General features: G+C 55.2%; 11 protein-coding genes. 7 read left to right on the forward strand and 4 right to left on the reverse strand.

Annotated features, from left to right (window positions below; translation table 11 throughout):
- Positions 1-452: 452 nt before the first annotated feature.
- Entirely contained in the window at positions 453-1,676 is a 1,224-nt protein-coding gene (locus HL657_RS10995) for a hypothetical protein (protein WP_317296863.1), read from the reverse strand.
- Positions 1,677-2,029: 353 nt separating this feature from the next.
- Complete coding sequence (locus tag HL657_RS11000) at positions 2,030-3,949, reverse strand: ATP-binding protein (RefSeq protein WP_317296864.1); 1,920 nt, start codon at positions 3,947-3,949, stop codon at positions 2,030-2,032.
- Between the two features lie 273 nt (positions 3,950-4,222).
- On the opposite strand from HL657_RS11000, the gene HL657_RS11005 reads away from it, so the two are divergent.
- Positions 4,223-4,363 carry a hypothetical protein gene (locus HL657_RS11005; protein WP_317296865.1) on the forward strand — a complete coding sequence of 47 codons (141 nt, stop codon included), beginning with the start codon at positions 4,223-4,225 and terminating at the stop codon, positions 4,361-4,363.
- 68 nt (positions 4,364-4,431) lie between these two features.
- On the opposite strand, the gene HL657_RS11010 is transcribed toward HL657_RS11005, so the two are convergent.
- Positions 4,432-5,148, reverse strand: coding sequence for a Fic family protein (locus HL657_RS11010; RefSeq protein ID WP_317296877.1), 717 nt, complete (start codon positions 5,146-5,148; stop codon positions 4,432-4,434).
- 408 nt (positions 5,149-5,556) lie between these two features.
- Between HL657_RS11010 and HL657_RS11015 the strand changes: the two genes are divergently transcribed.
- The 4 genes from HL657_RS11015 (at position 5,557) to HL657_RS11030 (ending at position 10,193) form a co-directional block, all read left to right on the forward strand.
- Entirely contained in the window at positions 5,557-6,042 is a 486-nt protein-coding gene (locus HL657_RS11015; RefSeq protein ID WP_261596659.1) for a hypothetical protein, read from the forward strand.
- Positions 6,043-6,045: 3 nt separating this feature from the next.
- A complete protein-coding gene (locus tag HL657_RS11020) occupies positions 6,046-6,831 on the forward strand; it encodes a DUF1828 domain-containing protein (protein ID WP_317296866.1) in 786 nt (261 codons plus the stop codon).
- 428 nt (positions 6,832-7,259) lie between these two features.
- Positions 7,260-8,399, forward strand: a complete 1,140-nt coding sequence (locus HL657_RS11025) for a DNA double-strand break repair nuclease NurA (protein WP_317296867.1) — start codon at positions 7,260-7,262, stop codon at positions 8,397-8,399.
- A gap of 9 nt (positions 8,400-8,408) precedes the next feature.
- Complete coding sequence (locus tag HL657_RS11030) at positions 8,409-10,193, forward strand: ATP-binding protein (protein WP_317296868.1); 1,785 nt, start codon at positions 8,409-8,411, stop codon at positions 10,191-10,193.
- Positions 10,194-10,421: 228 nt separating this feature from the next.
- Here HL657_RS11030 and HL657_RS11035 read toward each other — a convergent pair whose 3' ends face one another.
- A complete protein-coding gene (locus tag HL657_RS11035) occupies positions 10,422-15,782 on the reverse strand; it encodes a DEAD/DEAH box helicase (RefSeq protein WP_317296869.1) in 5,361 nt (1,786 codons plus the stop codon).
- Positions 15,783-15,909: 127 nt separating this feature from the next.
- Here HL657_RS11035 and HL657_RS11040 point away from each other — a divergent pair, with 127 nt between their 5' ends.
- Both HL657_RS11040 and HL657_RS11045 read left to right on the forward strand, forming a co-directional pair.
- Complete coding sequence (locus HL657_RS11040; RefSeq protein ID WP_261596664.1) at positions 15,910-16,947, forward strand: hypothetical protein; 1,038 nt, start codon at positions 15,910-15,912, stop codon at positions 16,945-16,947.
- Positions 16,889-17,827 carry a hypothetical protein gene (locus HL657_RS11045; RefSeq protein WP_317296870.1) on the forward strand — a complete coding sequence of 313 codons (939 nt, stop codon included), beginning with the start codon at positions 16,889-16,891 and terminating at the stop codon, positions 17,825-17,827. The genes HL657_RS11040 and HL657_RS11045 overlap by 59 nt, the downstream gene beginning before the upstream one ends.
- The last annotated feature ends 92 nt before the right edge of the window (positions 17,828-17,919 follow it).

The following is a 17,919-nucleotide window of genomic DNA, read 5'->3' on the forward strand; positions in this document are numbered from 1 at the left end:
GGCACCGGCCGCCACGAAGGCCGGGAGCCGGTGTACCGCGACCTGCGTTCTTCGTGCCTGCCCGCTATCACCGAGGGGGGCTGGTTGTATCAAAACCCCGATCCGATATACGCAACGGATCTTGTGTATACCAGAGTATACACAAACCATTCCCGGAGAGCGGTTGTGGGACACCTATGACCCACACCAGAATTTGTGCGACACGAAGTGGGGTTTCATGTCGCACAAAATGTCTTGTGCGACTCCGGTGACGCACAACAGTCGGACCCGGCCGGCCGCCGGGACCACGGTCCGCGGCGCAGGGGTGGCGGCATGAGCACGGGAGGTGACAGGTCTCACCACTCATGGCGCTCATGTTCTTGCCGCTCCAGCAGTCGTTACTTGCGCCTCGCGGGGCTCAAGTTCCGGATTCGCATCTTCGGTGCTCAAACCCTGGGTCCAGCGAACCGTCGTTACCCGCACCTCACCCCCGCCCGGCCGTTCCTCTCCCGGACCAGCCGGGCGTAACATCCCTCGCAGATATTCGTCTGCGCCTCGCGGGAGCGGTAGACCGCTTTTCCGTTGTCACAGATATCGCATCGGCCGATCTCCGCCCGCACCCGCTCAAACATCCCGGGGTTCAGCACCCCGGGCAGGGGCACGGTTCCCCCCGCACCTGTTTCCAGCAATCCCCCTCTCCTTTCGGTGATTTTCTGCAGGTTACGGAGCCCGTTGAAATCGAACGGCCGTATGACGTTCCGAGAATCCCCATTTGGGGGTGTTTCCAGCGGCATTGGGGTTGTGGTTACAGCATCCCGGGATTCGCACACACGCACACCCCCAAAGACCCGGGAGCCGGTCGAACTGTGTGGGTCTCTCGTTTGCTGTATGTTACGATCAATAGAGAGAGACGCGTCTCTCTCTGTACCAGTATACTCTGTTTCAGCGTCGTTCGGCGGAGATCGATCCTTACAGCACCTGCTGGAATCCTGCTCCAAACCTGCTGTAATGCTGAAAGAGTCGCCAGGGTCGGGACCACCGTCCCGGTCCTCACCATCATCGAGCCATACTTCAGCCCCGCGTGACCACTGCCGGTAGACCCCGAGGTCGAACGAGAAGAGGTGCTCCCGCCGCCGCACGGTACACCCGCAGGCATCCTCGGTGAACTGCGCATCAACGTAGCTGACCGCCGGACACTTCTCCAGGAGGCCGGAGTAGGTTGCCCCCCGGCTCACGTAGCCGTGGAGGATCCGGTAGGTCTGCTGATACGACAGCCCGAGCGCCTCCTGGAGCATCCGGACGGTGAACTGCCCCCAGCCCATCGTGACCACCGTCGCGAGCGCCGCCGCCTCGTTCTTCGTCAGTTTGGTCTCCTGGCCCCCGGCCTCGCCGTTGATGGCGCCGTAAAGCCTGGCCGCCGCCGCAAAATCGTCCAGGGTTGCCCGGATCCCGCCGGAAGACTCCTCCCGCTGGAACCGGAAGAGGAGAGCGTGGCACTTGATCAGGTCAAAGAGGAACCCCGGGTTGCGGCGGTTGCCCGCGCTGGAGAACTGGATGCTCCTCGCGTAGGGAACCGAGACATGGAGCATCTTCTCTTTGAGGATCATCCAGATCGCCCTGGCAGTGAGGAGGTCGTCATGCACCTGCTCGTCACCGGCGCCCTCCCGGGCTTCCACCCGCTTGAGGTGCTCAAGCACCCGTGCGTCCTGCTCGGCCGAGTCATCGATCCAGACCGTGAATGTGATATAGTCTCTTCGATCTGAGGGGAGATACAGGCTATTTAGGTCATATAATTTTCCTGCTGGGGGAGAGAGGCGGGTTTACGCAATACATATTCCAAGGTAGCACCTCTCTCTCCAGCAAAAGTCCCCACGATGAGATAATCGTGTCCATCGACCACCTGAAAAAGGTGGTTCCTCTCTCCTTATCCACCAACGGCGCTCATACGGTGGTATGGGTGACTTCGTCCTGACAACTCAGGGTTCTGACGTGTTCACGCACCCAACGCGGCTTCGCAACGCAGCCGGCTGCTTCCCGCGCTCAGCTCCTCTCACATCTTCGTTCGGTACGCCTGCATCGGGTGCCGGGGATTTTCGGGAATCGTATACTCAAGAGTTCCAGCGCGAAGTAGAGGAGAGAGATAACTCCGGAACACCCACTTTTTGTTTCTCCGGAGGAGCACCGCGAGTTCATCGGCCGTATACGCCCGGATGCTGCAGAGTTCGGTGATAACCTGCTGAACCTGCCCCGGCGGACTTCTCTGCCCGAGGTTTCGGATAGCCTCCGCAAGCTTGGCAGGTAAGTAGGCAGGTAAGCCCTCAGGCATGGTAGGTAAGCCCTCAGGCATGGTAGGTAAGCCCTCAGGCATGGTAGGTAAGCCCTCAGGCATGGTAGGTAAGCCCTCAGGCATGGTAGGTAAGCCCTCAGGCATGGTAGGTAAGCCCTCAGACACAGGGTGACCTCCTCCAATGGCTCCCCCTCCTTCAACTGTCTTCTTTTCCTCTTCCCCCGGATGGAGCAGCCGCCGGGTAGGAGTATAATACGTCGCCGATGCGTGGGAGTGCTGCACGAGCAGCCCCAGGTCTCGGAGCCGTCGTAGCGTTCCACTTGCCGTCAGCGTGTCAAGACCCGTATAATCCCGGCAAATGGCATTATTGACGGAACCGATCTCCCGGGCATGAATAAGTATCCTTGCCTCATCAGCGCTGAGGTTTGCATCTTTAAAATGCTCAAGCCACTGAAGATCCTGCTGATCGAGGAAGTGATGCATGAGGAAGGTTGCCGTGAAGAGATCCTGCTCGCGCTCAGATTCAAAGGTCGGTGGCGAGAGGCGTGCACTCTTCATAAGCTGACGCATGACCCGGATTCCACTCCCCTTGCTCTCTGCAAACTTCGTTTCGTGCAGGACACCGGCGATCGTCGGGTTGCGTGGTTTTGAGCCGGGCTCACCGAGCGACTCAACCGGCTTGAGGGAGTGCCCGGGATTTCGTATCTCAAGCCGGTTTGCATATCGGATAACCTGCACCGGACTATGGATGAGGTAGCTTCTGTGCATCAGAGCATTGACCAGCGCCTCACGGATGACTCGCGGTGGGATGCGAGGCTCCTCCTGCCGCATGAGACCGTCGGATGTAAAAGTGAACGCACGAGGAATATCATCCATGATTGCCGCCAGTCCTCGCGACAGAAGGTGAAAAAGCGGCTCACGCATCTCAATTGCTTCAAAGGGATGATCTGGGTCTTCAACCCAGTTGCGACCGGGAACACGGAGGTAATCCAGACGCATCATCGGGAAAAACTTACGGAGCGCTTTTTTCGATCCGAATAGAATGAGGCCGGCAACAGTCGGCCGGAGCGTGTTTTCACGCATCTTGACGCAGTGGAGCGACTCAAGAAGCTCGGCGTCGCTCCAGCGGAGTTCCTCCGCATCAGGGTCAACGCCGGTGCGGATACGACGGTACTCAGCAATGGCGTCGCCGTCCAGGTCATCAAGCATCGCATCGGCAACGATGGTTTCATCATACGGGCGTATCCTCCCCTCCTGATACATCTCCTGAAGGTCGTCGTCGGTACACTGCTGATTCGTTGAACCGATCCGACGGAAAGCACCTTTTGGCAACCCTACTTTCTTGAAGAAAATTGGCTTATCTCCTGCTTGTGCCTCAGGAACAAAAATGCCGACAACTGCTTTACCTTCAACGGTTTCGACGAAACACTCCGGACGGACCACTCGGTTAAAACGGGAAGCACATTGTTCGGCAATATCACGCTGAATTTTATCAGGATTGTCGATACCTACGACGCAGTACTTTCGATCCCGGGGCTCCTCGCATTCATGGATGCCCAGCAGGAGGAAGCCTCCGGAAAGCCCCGGCTCGTTGGCATAAGCACATATCGTCTCCATGACCGATGTGCTGACTTCATGTGCGGTTTTTGCTTCAATGCGTGGGTGTTCATCAAGCTCATTCAACTGGTCGAAAAGTTCGGAACATCTCATCAAATTACCTTCTCAAGCAGCACTGCAATTTCCAGTTTGACTTCGTCAGATTCCATCTCAATCACTCTCAAATGCCAGAGGCAGGACACAGATGAAGTGGTTGAAGTTAATCACACAACTGGCCCCTCGTAAAAAGGAGCATTTTTTCACTCTCCAACGGCGCGGGGCATTCGTTAATCTCTCCTGGTGAGAGATTATCGGTTCACGGACGATGAGCGTTGTTATTTGAACCGGTGAGGGCAACGGATGGCGCGGATCCGGGCGCTGGAGGGCTGGCGGGCGGAGAAGGCCGGCGAAGAGAGGAGGGTTTTGACGATCAGCGCCGGGGCCGGCGGGGTTGTGGGCGGGGTGGTGGCGGTGATTGTGCGGGTGCTGGGCGGGGGGTAGGGGGGCAGGGAACCGCCGGGTGCTGGACATGGTATCGGTGGGCACCGTCACCACTCCCATCCGGGGTATCACTCCACTCTTTCCAGACGCCTCTTTCCCATTTCAGTCAGGCGGTATTTCTGTGTCGGGCTTTTGGGTGAATCAGGCTGCGTCATTTGAACAAATCCCGCCTGAATCGCCGGCTTCAGATAATCGTACAGGAATGTGGGCCGGTGACTGAGTCCCAGGCATTGCATTGCGTCTCTCGCTCCCGATGGCTTCTCCTTCAAGCAGATCAGGAGGCGCCGTACTTGTTCGGTTACTTGTTCGGTTACTTGTTCGGTTACTTGTTCGGTTACTTGTTCGGTTACTTGTTCGGTTACTTGTTCGGTTACTTGTTCGGTTACTTGTTCGGTTACTTGTTCGGTTACTTGTTCCTCCGTCTCCTCTACGGCTTCGCGCTTAATTCCGGGTGAGATCTTCTCCGCAAGAAAAACAGTAAACCGAACTTTCATCCCGATCTCCTCGAGCACAGGCTCGGGCAGGTTCTGCTTCTCTGCCTCATCCAGAATACGGCAAAACCCGCTACCCCATTGCTCGATCAGACCCAGTTCCCGAAACACACGCGCGATGACGCGGTTGCGAATTTTAGATACGCCCTGTTTCACATCCTCAATGGTCATGCCCGGAAGCAGGATGCCCGGATTTTCTATCTCCACCCGGTCGTCATAGATAGCAACCCGCAGAGGCGCACCGATCTGCGAATAATCGGCATGTACTATAGCACCTGCTCTGGTTTCGAGTATTCACTGCAACCATGGATGAGCCCATTATGGGCCAATTGATGATCCCTTTTGACCTACGTTGATCCTCTACGATCCCTCTACCGTTGCATACCTCAGCGAGTAGCGCACGCCCGCTCCTGCCGTCCCCTCTTTACGGAAAATGCCTCGTTAAACAAGATCTGTAAGATCCCGCGTTGCAGTCGACTTCTTACCATTGTAGAGGTGCTGATACTCCTGATTTGAGATGGAGCCCCCGCTCTTCAGGTAGTGCAGGGAAGCAATCTGCCGCTCATTTAGCCCGAGCGAGTCGAGGCACTCTCCATATGCGGAGGACGGTTCTCACACCCGTGGTTATGGAAATAGTTATCTTTCTCCCCGGCGACCGTAGAATCATTGAAATGAAATAGTACTCCGGTGGAGGCTACCTGAATGAATTTGCGGCTCACTGATGATGAGATCGATGCGTTACTCAGAGAGGCCAAGCCGCTGCCGGGAGATTTCTCCAGGAGATTTCGCCCTAAAGAGAAGGGCGGCCATAAGGAGTACGAGATCGGTATAGAGGGTGCGAATCAATCCCGGTTCAGGTTAATATTTCGGCAAAGTCTATTCAACTCGCTGGACTTCTCCGTGATCCTCGGCTATATCATTCCAAACACAAACCAGGTGTTCCGGCTACGCCGATATAACGGGAAAAGTCACGAACACACGAACAGGCTTGAGCAGGAGAAGTTTTATGATTTCCACATCCATACTGCAACAGAGCGTTACCAGACCGCGGGCTGGAACGAGGATGGGTATGCGGTTCCGACAGACCGGTACCCGGATCACCACGGCGCGCTGAAGAGCATGTTCAACGACTGCGGGTTTGAGGGTTCAGCGGTAACCACGAAGGATCTTACCGACTGGGGGATATAACCGATGGCAATCGAGGCGATCGAAGAGGAGTTTCGGAGGAAGGTCTGCAGCCAGATCCATCTCCACCCGGAGGGTATCAACCGGTATCGGGTCTTCACACCGTTTGTCTTTGATGATGGGGATAACCTCGCGATCGTCCTGAAGGATGAGGACGGCGCCTGGACGCTGACGGATGAGGGGCATACCCTCATGCACCTGACCTACTCGATCGATGCAAGGGAGTTAGAGCGGGGAACCCGCCAGAAGGTGATCGCGAGTGTGCTGTCCCGGTTCGGGCTGGAGAACAACCGGGGCGAGCTCGCTATTCGCATCACGGGCGACCGGTTTGGGGATGCCCTCTGGAGTTTCATCCAGGCGCTGATCCGGATATCGGATCTTACGTATCTGTCGAGATCGCGCGTTTACTCCACGTTCCAGGAGGATCTCCGTGCGCTCATCGAGGAGGCTGTCCCTGAGGGGCGCAGGGAGTTTGACTGGCACGATCCCGAGCATGATCCGGAAGGGAAATACACCGTTGACTGCAGGATCAACGGCATGCAGAGGCCGATCTACATCTTTGCACTCGCGAACGACGACCGGGTCCGTGACGCGACGATAAACATCCTGCAGTTCGAGAAGTGGGGGCGGCCCTTCGTCTCGGTCGGCATATTCGAGGATCAGGAGGAGGTCAACCGCAAGGCCCTCGCGAAGTTCAGCGATGTCTGCGATAAGCAGTTCTCAAACCTGCCGGGGAACAAAGACCGGATTATGCAGCACCTCCGGGATATGGCCGGGACGGCTTCCGGCTGAGGTTGCAGCGGCGTCCCGCTCTGCCCGGGGGAGGAATCCCCCATTCATCACGTGATAAAACCCCTGACCCGGAACGTCAGGCCGTCCCCTCCACGATTGCGATCTCCTCCTCGGTGAGCCCGTAGAGTGGGTACGCCAGTCGGTCGTGAGCGGCGGGGTGGTGGCGGTGATTGTGGGGGGGCTCGGGGGGGTGAGGCTGCTGGACATAATGTCCCTGGTCCCTGCCGCCCTCATTGCACCTTGTTCTAAAAGGTTTTTCCGAGGGGATTGGATGGCACCTTACTTATTCGGACCGTTGTTATCGATCAGATGTTTCTGACGTTCTAGATCCAAAATTCAGGAGAAGAGACACCTCAAAAGTCAGATCGAAACCGCAACATTAATTATAGCCCTTGCAAAGGTCTTCAATAATCAGGTTCCGTGATTATATGCAGGTAAACTCTCCCGATGTTCAGCCGTTCAACGAATTACCTGAAGCTCTGGTTGAAGAATTGCTCGACCAGTGCGGATCGATGGGAGAGACACTTTCACATTCATTCCGAAGTTTATTCGATAATAAGGGCTCCATCCGGAACGATCTGGTTGAGAATGGTTTACTGAGGCATGACTCGGATCTGCTCACAAATCAATCATATCCAACAACCTGTGGCGTCGATGGTGCGTATACGCTGGAGAGGCTGCTTTCAACCGATATGGTTGCAGTAGCAGGAGTCGCCGTTGAAGGGCTGACCCCCCCAAGCGAGACCAGGCACTGGGAATACCCCCATCATCTCTGCGAGGTGCTGCCCGCCAGACACCACGATAAGACGGGCCTTGTCTCAAAGGCGATCATGCTTATGATGGAACTGGAACTAGCCAGTTCAGCTCCGCACGACGTCATTTTTCTCGACGGGTCATTCACCACGCCTCTCATCAATATCCAGCAAGCACTGTACACCATCGATGGAGTCGATAACCATCTCTCAGAGATCCTGCTCGAACGAGTGAAGACGACGATGGAGGCATACGAAACAATCGTCCATTCCCGGCGATCTGACCAACAATTTGTCAGCGTGCCCAAGTACACATCCCATAACCAGATAACTAAGATTCTCCTGAAAGAGGGCGTATATGAGGACCGGGCGCTCCTCTCCTTTGTACTGCATGCCGGCGAGTATATCCGGCCGTTTCCATTCAAGGTCCCGGATGGCTTGTGGTCTTTTGCAGAACCCCTTCTCAAGGAAACGGGGAATCTGAAGGCCATCATTGACGGCATGAGCAATCTCTACGTAGTGTACTACCGCCCGTATCTCCATTCGCCAACCTTCAGGTTGGAACTCCCCCGATCGGTTGCGACCGAAAAAAATCGCCTGAGTATGGTCTTCGAAGCGATCAGGTTGCAATGTGGCACTCCCGGGATCTTTGAGCCCTATCCCCTCTATCTGGCGGATAGAATGGTGAAACAGATGGGAAAGGTCATTCCTGCCATCAGGAAAGCAACGACACAGGAGATGCTGCAATTCTGGGACCAGGCAGAGGCTGAGGTGTATCTGCTGATGCACGGCTATCGAACGGAAATTGGACGCTGAGCTGATACCATGTCAGAGATCAAGGAAAATTTTGACCGCACAGAGAAGATCGGAGTCGTCGGATCGCCGTCCTCAACAGCGGGACTGAATATCGATATTCTCGGTACTGCGGTGAAGAAGCGCCTTGTCGGTAGTCTGAGTGTGTTTCACTACACGCAGGACGGTGAAGATCACTACGCTATGGGTCAGATCACCGAAGTGCAGATGCAGAACGTCTGGACCCAGGATCCGACGATGCGAGGCATTATCCGGCAGAAAGGCAGGGTGGATCCGATAACGGAGCGGCAGGACGTCCACACCGCCAATATGATGGTAAGTTCGGTCTTTTCGGATGGGAGCAAGGGGATCGAGCCGAGCTCGCTCGGTACGGTCCCTGCGACGGGGACATCGATCCGGCTGCTGGATCAGCCCTCCATGGAGTCTCTGTTCACGAACTATCGCGATGAGATGTTCTACTTAGGAAATGCCTACGGTACATCGATTCCAATGCCCATGTGGCTCAAGCATTTCGGGAAGTCCCAGGCGGGCAGCGGCGGTGTCGGTGAGGCATACCATATCGGGGTGTTCGGAAAGACGGGCTCCGGAAAATCAGTTCTTGCAAAGATGATGGTGATGGGGTATGCGAAGCACCCGTCAATGAGCATATTCATCCTCGACCCCCAGGGGGAATTCGCCGGCGATCTGGCAGAGGCTTCTCCTCTAAGAAAAATATTGGTTGAGAGGTTGGGCAGGAACGTCGAGATCTACGACCTTCACAACCTCGTTCTGGACGATAAAGAGTTGTTCAAGAGGATACTGGCCAATTCCGGATTTTTTGAAGAGCTCGGCATAATCATGGACACAAACCGGTATCGTGCAGCGAATGAGGTGCTGAAAGCGCTCCAGCCAAAGAAACGATCGGCAAAGAAGGGCGGTCTGAGCTCATTTGGTATCGATACAGAATCGTCGTCACCTTCCGGGAGCATCCCACTCCATCAGGCGCACACCCGCGAGGCGTTCGACCGGGTGTGGGATGCGCTCGGCCTGGAGCAGGTTCAGAATAACATTTACACATCAAAAGATACCCGGGAGAGGCTCAGCCAGAATTACGAGACTGCCGATCCCGACGAGTTCTACGAGCGCTGGAGAAAGGTTGCCAACCTCTTCTCGTATGAGCATAAGGTTCGCGGGGTGAAGATCCAGGATCTGGTCAAGAAGATAGGTGAGCGGCAGGGAAATACTATCATCATCGACTTCTCCGAGAACAACATCCCGCCGGACACCTACTGGAACGATTCAATCCGGTTCATCCTGATCGGGGAGTTCCTCAGGACGATCAAAAGCGAGGCGGAGGCGTCATATCGAGCGAAGCAACTGCTCAACTGCCTTGTGGTCATCGATGAGGCCCACCGCCTTGCACCACGGGAAGATCCTGAGACCGAGGATATGAATGTCGTAAGAAATTCACTCATCGACGCCATCCGCACGACACGGAAGTACGGCCTGGGCTGGATGTTCATCAGCCAGACACTCTCCAGCCTGCACCGTGAGATCATAAGCCAGATACGGGTCTACGTCTTCGGGTTTGGCCTGGGGTGGGGGACGGAGCGGTATGCCCTGACAGACATCATCGGGGGTGCTGAGGATGCGATCCAGCTCTACCAGATGTTCCGCGACCCCCAGAGTTCCCTTGGCGAACGCACGTACCCGTTCATGACCATCGGCCCCATTTCGCCGCTTTCGTTCTCAGGGACGCCGCTGTTCTTCAATGCATTGAAGTATCCGGATGAGTTCTTGAGGATGAATTTTGAGTGAATTTTAATCGAGACTACCCCAATGTTCACCGAGACATGGATTCCAGGCCAATCTCCCCCTCTACACCCTAGAGGAACGTGGCAGCGAGATGTATTCGTTGTATAGTATCAGATCTGTTAATTTCCGGTGTTTCTACGGTTTTCACGCCCATTGCCGCGGTACTCAGCGGGTCCAATCAATTCAGGCAAAAGAAACAAAAAAACAAGAAATTTAGATCTGCATTAAGGACTATTGTAGCAACGCAGAAAGGCTCTTAATGCGCTCTTCCAGAGAATCCCGGTAATCTATCGGGAAGACAGTATAGCCCATCAGGTCAAGTCTATCCCTCTTTTGTATATCATCCCGCTTCTGAGCTTCCTGCTCATGATCCGGTCCATCAACAAAGATTACAATCGAGTGACCGTTTTTCTGGTAGGTAAAATCCGGACGGGCAATCATCTCATCTCCTTCTGCAATGACCTCCTGTCCGCTATCCGGAAGAGGAAGACCTGCCTGATAGATCGCCTCAAGAACCTGCTTTTCAAGAGAAGATTCACACCTTGACATAAGTTCATCGAGTCGGTTCTTCGCCGAGGGAGAATGGTCGGGGATGATGCTGACTTCTGCCATCTGAAGAGAACGGAGGAGAGGAAGCACAAGTTTTCGGTCAAGGATGTCGTGGTCGAACTGGTTGTAGTAGTTGCACAGACATTCGTAGCACGCACGGTCACACTTCTTCTCATCATATTCGTGGATGATAGTCAGCGCCTGTCTGATAACCTCGTGGAACGTGGAACGATCAGCGATGGACTCGAGTATTCCGGCGCCCCCTTCCGAAGTCTCGTAGAGAATGATGCTTGACTTCTTCCTGTTCTCGGGATCCGACATCAGGAAGTACCGGATCTCATCTACATCGACGTTCATGCTGATCTGGACGCCCTCGATGATCGCCTGAGCAAGGGTGGTAAAGAACGATCGATACAACTCCTCATCCAGCGGATTTCCCTCACCATCAAGCGGAACGGGCACATCAATCTTGACAACGTCGTGTCGGGTGTTCGTGTAGAGAATGATATTCCTGATGATATTTTCCTCAGTTCCGTTCCTCCAACACCTCTTCATCTCATTCGTTGAGTCAAGGTGGTCTTTCACCCCGTCCTTCCCGAAGATCCAGCGGTTGCATGCCGTGCAGAGTGTGAAGCCCGACTGTGGTTCATCCTTATCGGATGGTATCGGACCGTGGTTGATGCTGACGATCTTTCCCGAATGGTCGTAGGAGAGGGTGAGCAGCGGTTCGCCGGGGTCTCCCGCCACGTAAAATTGTCGTGCGCCTGAGGGGGCATAGTGGCGGGTGACCTCATAGCCGAGACGTTGCCGTTCTTCCTCGTCGCTCGTGATCGTCGATCTGGACTCCGCCAGCTGGTCGGGCATCTCAATTGAATGTTGAATCACTGCTGCATTTTCCAAGGACGCACCACAGTTCCTGCAGGCGCCACCGGTCATTGAGATCTCCTTCTCGTCCAGGAAGACCGCTTCACAGTATGGGCAGATGAGGACGGTGCTCATCGCGGGCTGGTTGTTCTCGGTCCTGAGCCGGGGAGTCCTGACCGAGTACCGGTTCCCGCTGAAGTACACGCTGTTGCCGGGTGCGTACTCGACCAGCGCGATGTTGCGATCCCGCTTCAATTCCGCCTCTTCCGACCCGAAGACCCCCTTGTAGTTGATTGCAAGGGATGTAACCTGTGTGGGGAAGCCGTAGTTGGGGAGGAAACCCTGTGAGCCAAGATACCGATAGGTCGTGAAGTCCCCGCCGCCGTTCCGCATATCGTTCAGTTTCTTCTCGATTGAGTCCCGTCTTCGCTTATAGACGCCTCTCTGCCGATCGGAGATCCGACCTCTCTGCAGGAAGATGTTAATTTCGTCCAGTTCTTTGAGGAGGGCTGAAAACTCACTCCTGAAGAGGTTGAATGCACCGTCAAACGAGGAGACGAACGAATCGACGGTCTGTATGATGAAAGTGTCGTCAAGCCAGTCGAGTGATTGCTTCTCCTCCGCAAGCACCTCGTTGATTGCGTTCAGGATCTGCACCCGGTGTTCCTCGATCATCTCGCCGAGGCGGGTTCTGCTGAGGCCGTTCTCCACATCCGGGGCGCTTTCCGTGAACATGGGGAGGTTATCCTTCTCGAAGTCGAGGATCCCATCGATCTTCTGCGGGATCTTAAGGGTGATGATCTCAAGGATGAGAGCATGGATGTGTGCACGGATCAGCATCCGGTTGTCCATCAGGAATCGGGGGGAGGCGATCTTTCCGGAGATCATCTTTGCTGGATACCGGTAGAAGTACTGGTCATGAGGACCGCGGCGTGATCCGACACCGCAGAACGTGAGGATCATCGAGGCCTGCGACTTCCGTCCAGCACGCCCGGCACGCTGTGCGTAGTTGGAGGGCGATGGGGGAACGTTTCTCAAGTAGACAGCCGAGAGGGTTCCGATATCGATACCCAGTTCCATAGTAGGGGTGCATACGATTACGTTCAGGCTATCCTGTGAATCCCGGAACCGGGTCTCAAGCAGTTTTCGAGTCTCCCCGTCGATCTGTCCGCTATGCTCCTCTGCATGGAGCTGGACCGCTTCCCGGAACGACCTTGTATACTCCTGCCGGAAGTAGTTGTTGGAGAGATCGAGCGAGATTAGGTCGGTGCAGTTCGGGTTGATGCAGAGGTTGAGTTCATGGAAGTGGGTCACCTGCCCGCATTTCCTGCAGACCTGCACCTCTCCGGGAGGAGCGAGCGAGAGTTCGATGATCTCGGGGTTGATCATGGAGAGAGTTCCAACCCGGTCGATACGCTCCTGCTTCAGCCCGCCTTCGCCTGCAAGCACTGCTTCTACATGTTCGACGATCTGTTGCGCTTCTTCAGTGGTCTCTGTTCCCAGCGACTTCTTTGTCCAGCGAACCAGCGACCCGTTCGGGTGGGTGAGACGGAAGACCGTGGCCCGATAGGTCTCTCTCCGCGCGTTGTCGCTGTACCCGGTTGGCCGCGTGGAGAGCAGCTCGTTGTGGAATATGAGATCCGGGTTCAGGAACCGCTCAATCCTTTCGGCAAACTCAAAGGGCCGCATGAAGAAATCGGAGGAGATGGCAAGATTATGCCGCATGATGTCCAGGAACCCCTTTAGGTAATCCTCCCGCCTGCGAGGACCTACCCGCGAGAGTTGAGATACGCCTTCCCAGAGGCTGTCATCCTCGGCGAGGCTGTCCAGCCCGGCATAGGTGACTCGCAGCAGGCCAACATCCTCAAGGTTCGGCTGGTTCTTCTGACGGGTTGAGCCCATTTCGAGGATGGTATTCAGCAGGAGGTATTTCCTGTACACTGGTTCAGCCTGTGAGCCCCTCCGCATTCTGCCCTGACCGGGATCCTTCTCGTATTGAGGGAGAGCACCGTCTGCACGATATTGCATAAAGGTGTCAAAGATGGCGTCACCTGCCTCGGTGAGAGGGAGGGAGTCCTCGGCATGAGCCAGGGCATGATACAGGCCCCGCCTGAAGTGGATCCGCTTCTGGATATTGTTCATGTGGGCGGCCTGTAGGGCTGTATCCTGCCGGTTATCGGAGAATGCGATGACTTTCTGCTCCACTTCAGGGAGGGTGGTGAGCATATTCGAGACTAAAATGTCGGTAGCGGTAGATCTCCCCACAGTGCCGAAGGAGAAGAGTTTGTTGAACTCCCTCCGCGTTCTCAGGTCATATGATACGCCGCAGCCTTCACTCGGACAGAACCGGAACGGCATCTCGATGAGAGTGACGCGGAGTTTCTCCGGGCACAGGCAGATCTCTCCATCTTCTCCATCAACAGTCAGTTTGTTACAGTCCGGGCAGTAAGTGCCGGTCCGCGGAGTGGCTATGGTGCGATACCTCTCTTTGACCGCTCCGGAATCGGTGCACCACCACTCCGGCGGGGATGCCCTTTCCTCGCTAAACTCTCCCAGATAGAGGTACAGGGCTTCTCCCTCCTGCGCGGGAGCATCCAGATCACGTGGTCTGACCGTTCCGTCGGTCAGGAGTTCGACACTGTAGTACTCCTGGCCGCAAGCCCGGCAGAAGACCATGGGGAAGGTGATCCGTGTTCGCCCTCTCTCCGCACAGACCGGGCAGGTGACCTCGCCGGCATCGTGAAGGTGGGGGCCGTCGCGGGAGAGGCAACACTTGATCTCTCTCCCCTGGGAGAAGTACATGTGCATCTTGGGGATGAACCGTTTCTGGAGGGTATCCCCAACAGGCACCTCGCTGAGCATCCCTGCAATGAACGCAGCCTCGATCTCCCGGGCAGCCTCTTCATATGTAGCGTCCTGCCTGACGGTCACGCGATATATGCGGATCAGGTCGGGAATGCTCTTTGGTTCGTCGGCAAGTTGATCCTCGATGAACTGGATGGTCTTCTGCGACCCGAGAGTCTCCCCGAGGTAGGCGGCTGAGGGATCCTGAATCCCGATCGGCTCGCCGATGAGTTGTTCGGTGAGTTCCTTCAGGTAGTCCCTGCCAGGCTCCTTTACCCGGAGCAGGTCGTCGCCGACGAGAACCCTGTCGGGAAGTTTGCTCTCCGTGCCGCGGGGCGGAAGGAGGAATGTCTCTCCGATGACCGATGTGCTGTCAAAGAGTTCACCAAAGAGTTTTGCGGCGAACGCGGCGATGGCCTCTCCTGCCCTCTCACCCTCCCCCTCTCTCACGGTCGCACTGGTTCCGATGCACCGGAGCGTGCCGGTGGTTCCGGTGTGCTGCTTCAGTCTCCGGATGAGGTATGCGGTGTCGGCGCCTTTCTTCCCGGTGTAGGTATGGATCTCGTCGAGGACGAGGTACTTGAGGATGCCGAGGTTCTCCGGCGGGAAGAGGATCTTGTCCTCGAACCGGGTGAGGATGTACTCGAGCATGACATAGTTGGTGATCAGGATGTCCGGAGGGGTTCGCTGGATCTCCTCCCGTGAGATGAGCTCGCTGTCGTAGGGAGCGTCCCGCGCGGTCCGTTCCCGGTATGTGATGAGCGCTTCGTTGTAAGTGTGCGGTGTATCGCCGGTGTAGATGGCGACCTTCAAACCCGAGCCGTCCAGGCGGGCCGCGAGGTCATCGTACTGGGAGTTTGCGAGCGCGTTCATCGGGTAGACGAGGATTGCCTTGATGCCCCGGAGGCCCCGGTCCTGCATCTCAAGACACGTGGAGACGACCGGTATCGCAAAGCAGAAGGATTTCCCTGAGCCGGTTCCCGATGTGACGACGGTGTTCTTCCCGGAGAGTATCGATCGTATTGCGTCACTCTGGTGCCGGTAGAGGCGGACCGGAGAGGAGGATCGGTCTTCCGGGTCCCTGGTGAAGTACTGCGAGGTTTCTGGATGGAGGATATGCTCTCCGGTGAGGGTCACAAATGAGTCTCCATCGGCATACCGGCGAGCAAGCTCGATGTACGGGCCTTTGTAGAGGAGGGTTCCCTCCTCGATCTTTCTGTCGATCCATTCTTTGATGACGGGATTCTTGAATTTCTGGAAAGAACTGACAAAGGTTCGATATGCGCCGGCAACTGTATCGAGGGCTGTTACCGGGTCAAAACTGGTATTTGTCATGGGACGTAATGGATCATCTCTGTTGCAGACAATAAGGTTTATGATAAGGATTGTGTGGATGATGATCGCGGGGCATTTAAGAAGCAAACCCTTTTCTCTATAAATTCCTTACAGTAGGTTAGCAGATATGAAACGCATCCAGACTCTCCAGGGTTTAAAAGAGGTGTTGCAGGCCGGTTTTGATGACAATGAAGCGCTTTTAGAGCAGTACGGCCAGACACACATCACGCAACTTAAAGCGTACCTGCTGGAGACTAATCGTTCCATCGACGAGGTTGGTTGCCCTCTCGGGAGCTGGAAGAGTCTCGATGCCAGCGGCTGGTATATCAATCATGGTAGCCTATCGCCGAATACTCTCTTCCTGGACACTACTCGTGAGCGGGTCTGGATACTTTACACGATACTCGATGCGACCGAAGCAGATGCGGTCACCGATAAATGGATCCGGAATTTGCAGGGCCTTGATAGGTGCTGGTTGTCCAGAAACCATCTTCTTCATTACGATGCTAAGGAATCGTGGCAACAGCGCGGCCTTGGGCTAAAATTTTCCGATGGGCTGGCATCTGATGAAGAAGCAGGATACTTCAGCCTGAAGGCCTGGTATGGAGCAACAGAAAAAGTACATGGTCTGGCAGAGGTACTGGAAACAGCGAGAGAAAATTTTGCAATATATAGCAGTCGTTGGCAGAAACTAAAGGAAGATTCGGTGACGCTGGCTGTAGAGTGGTATAGCAGCGGAAAGGTAACCGTCAACAAAGCAATTGATCTTGACGAGGTTATGTTATCGATCTCCGATATGGCGAATCGGTACGAGGATGCACTGGTTGAGGCGACAACTCTGAGGAATGAGAGCCTGGGAGCTTTTGAACTGAACTTCACCCAGAATATCGACCTGGAAGCATTTTCTAAAGCGGTGTCGATGGGTAAAGGAAGGATGAATCTCTGGCTCATTGAAACCGAGACGGAGCCAGATTTCAGGCGGTTCAAGGGTGTGGACCTGCATACCTGGGATAGGGTCTTCTTGGATGTCGGATCTGACTTTGCGTACCTGACGGTTCCGGGTAAGGGATGTGTCAATGCGGCACCCAGGATAGCAACAATTCAGGGTGAAGACAACGCTGGCAAAACCTCAATTTTCTTCGACGGAGTGGAAGTTTTTGATTGAGGCGGACAGGAGGATCATCCTCTGGCGTAATACGATTGCTCTCTTTCACAAGTTGAATAAACCGGGGTTTGTCGGACCGTTTCGAAAGGCAGGGTATGCCTATCGTGTCGAACCGATATTATCGGTGCGGAGGACGGGAGAGGAGAAAAGCCCCGATATCGTGGCAAGCAGCCCTTCAGGGTGGTTGCTCCTCGAGTTAACCTGCAACGATCACTCAAAGAGGGACAAGCTGGATTCCTACAGACAGATTGATCCGCGAAGTTTGAGCCAGTATGGACTGCAGGTGCATCAGAGTGCTCCTGACACGATTTGCAGCAGGTTGTCTGAAGTTGATGATGGGGGGCACTGCCAGATAATCGTTAGAGATACTGTTCTTGTCAGAAGATTGGACTGCCTGAGCGATACGAATCTCAAATCGGCTCTTCAGGAATTTTCCGGGACGGAGTTAACCAGACTACCCAATATTGCGATTAACCTGCTGCCCGAATCCAAAAACCATGAGGTCCGGAGGGGGTTAGTTGACATCGTAATGCAGATCTTCCAGCCGGGCAGTAAAGGGAAGACTGCGTATCAGATAGTGGAAGCGGGGCTGGATAAGCTATCGGATAAAGTCAGCGCAAGTAACAAAACCGCGATGATGAACAGGGTAAAGCGGGAGATGGAGGTTTTGGTTAATCGTGACCTTAAGGGATATCTCGAGCTGAGGGAGGACGGTACATACGTTCCCACAGATAAGTTCAAGCCGCATCCAAAGGCGCTTGAACGCATATCTTCAAGACTGAGGGAGTGGGCGGATCCCACGCAACGAAGTCTGAGCTCTTTTGAACCCTGCAGTGATGGTGCCCGGTGCGATGAACCGGGCGCTGGTGATGGCAGTTAGTGCTGCCTGCCAGGCGGAGGCATGTATTCAGCCAGAGAGGGGAGATCTCAGGTAACCGGCGAATCTTTGTAGCGCTACATGAGAGGGCCTCC

The organism is Methanoculleus nereidis (assembly GCF_032944295.1).
Taxonomy (GTDB): Archaea; Halobacteriota; Methanomicrobia; order Methanomicrobiales; family Methanoculleaceae; genus Methanoculleus; species Methanoculleus nereidis.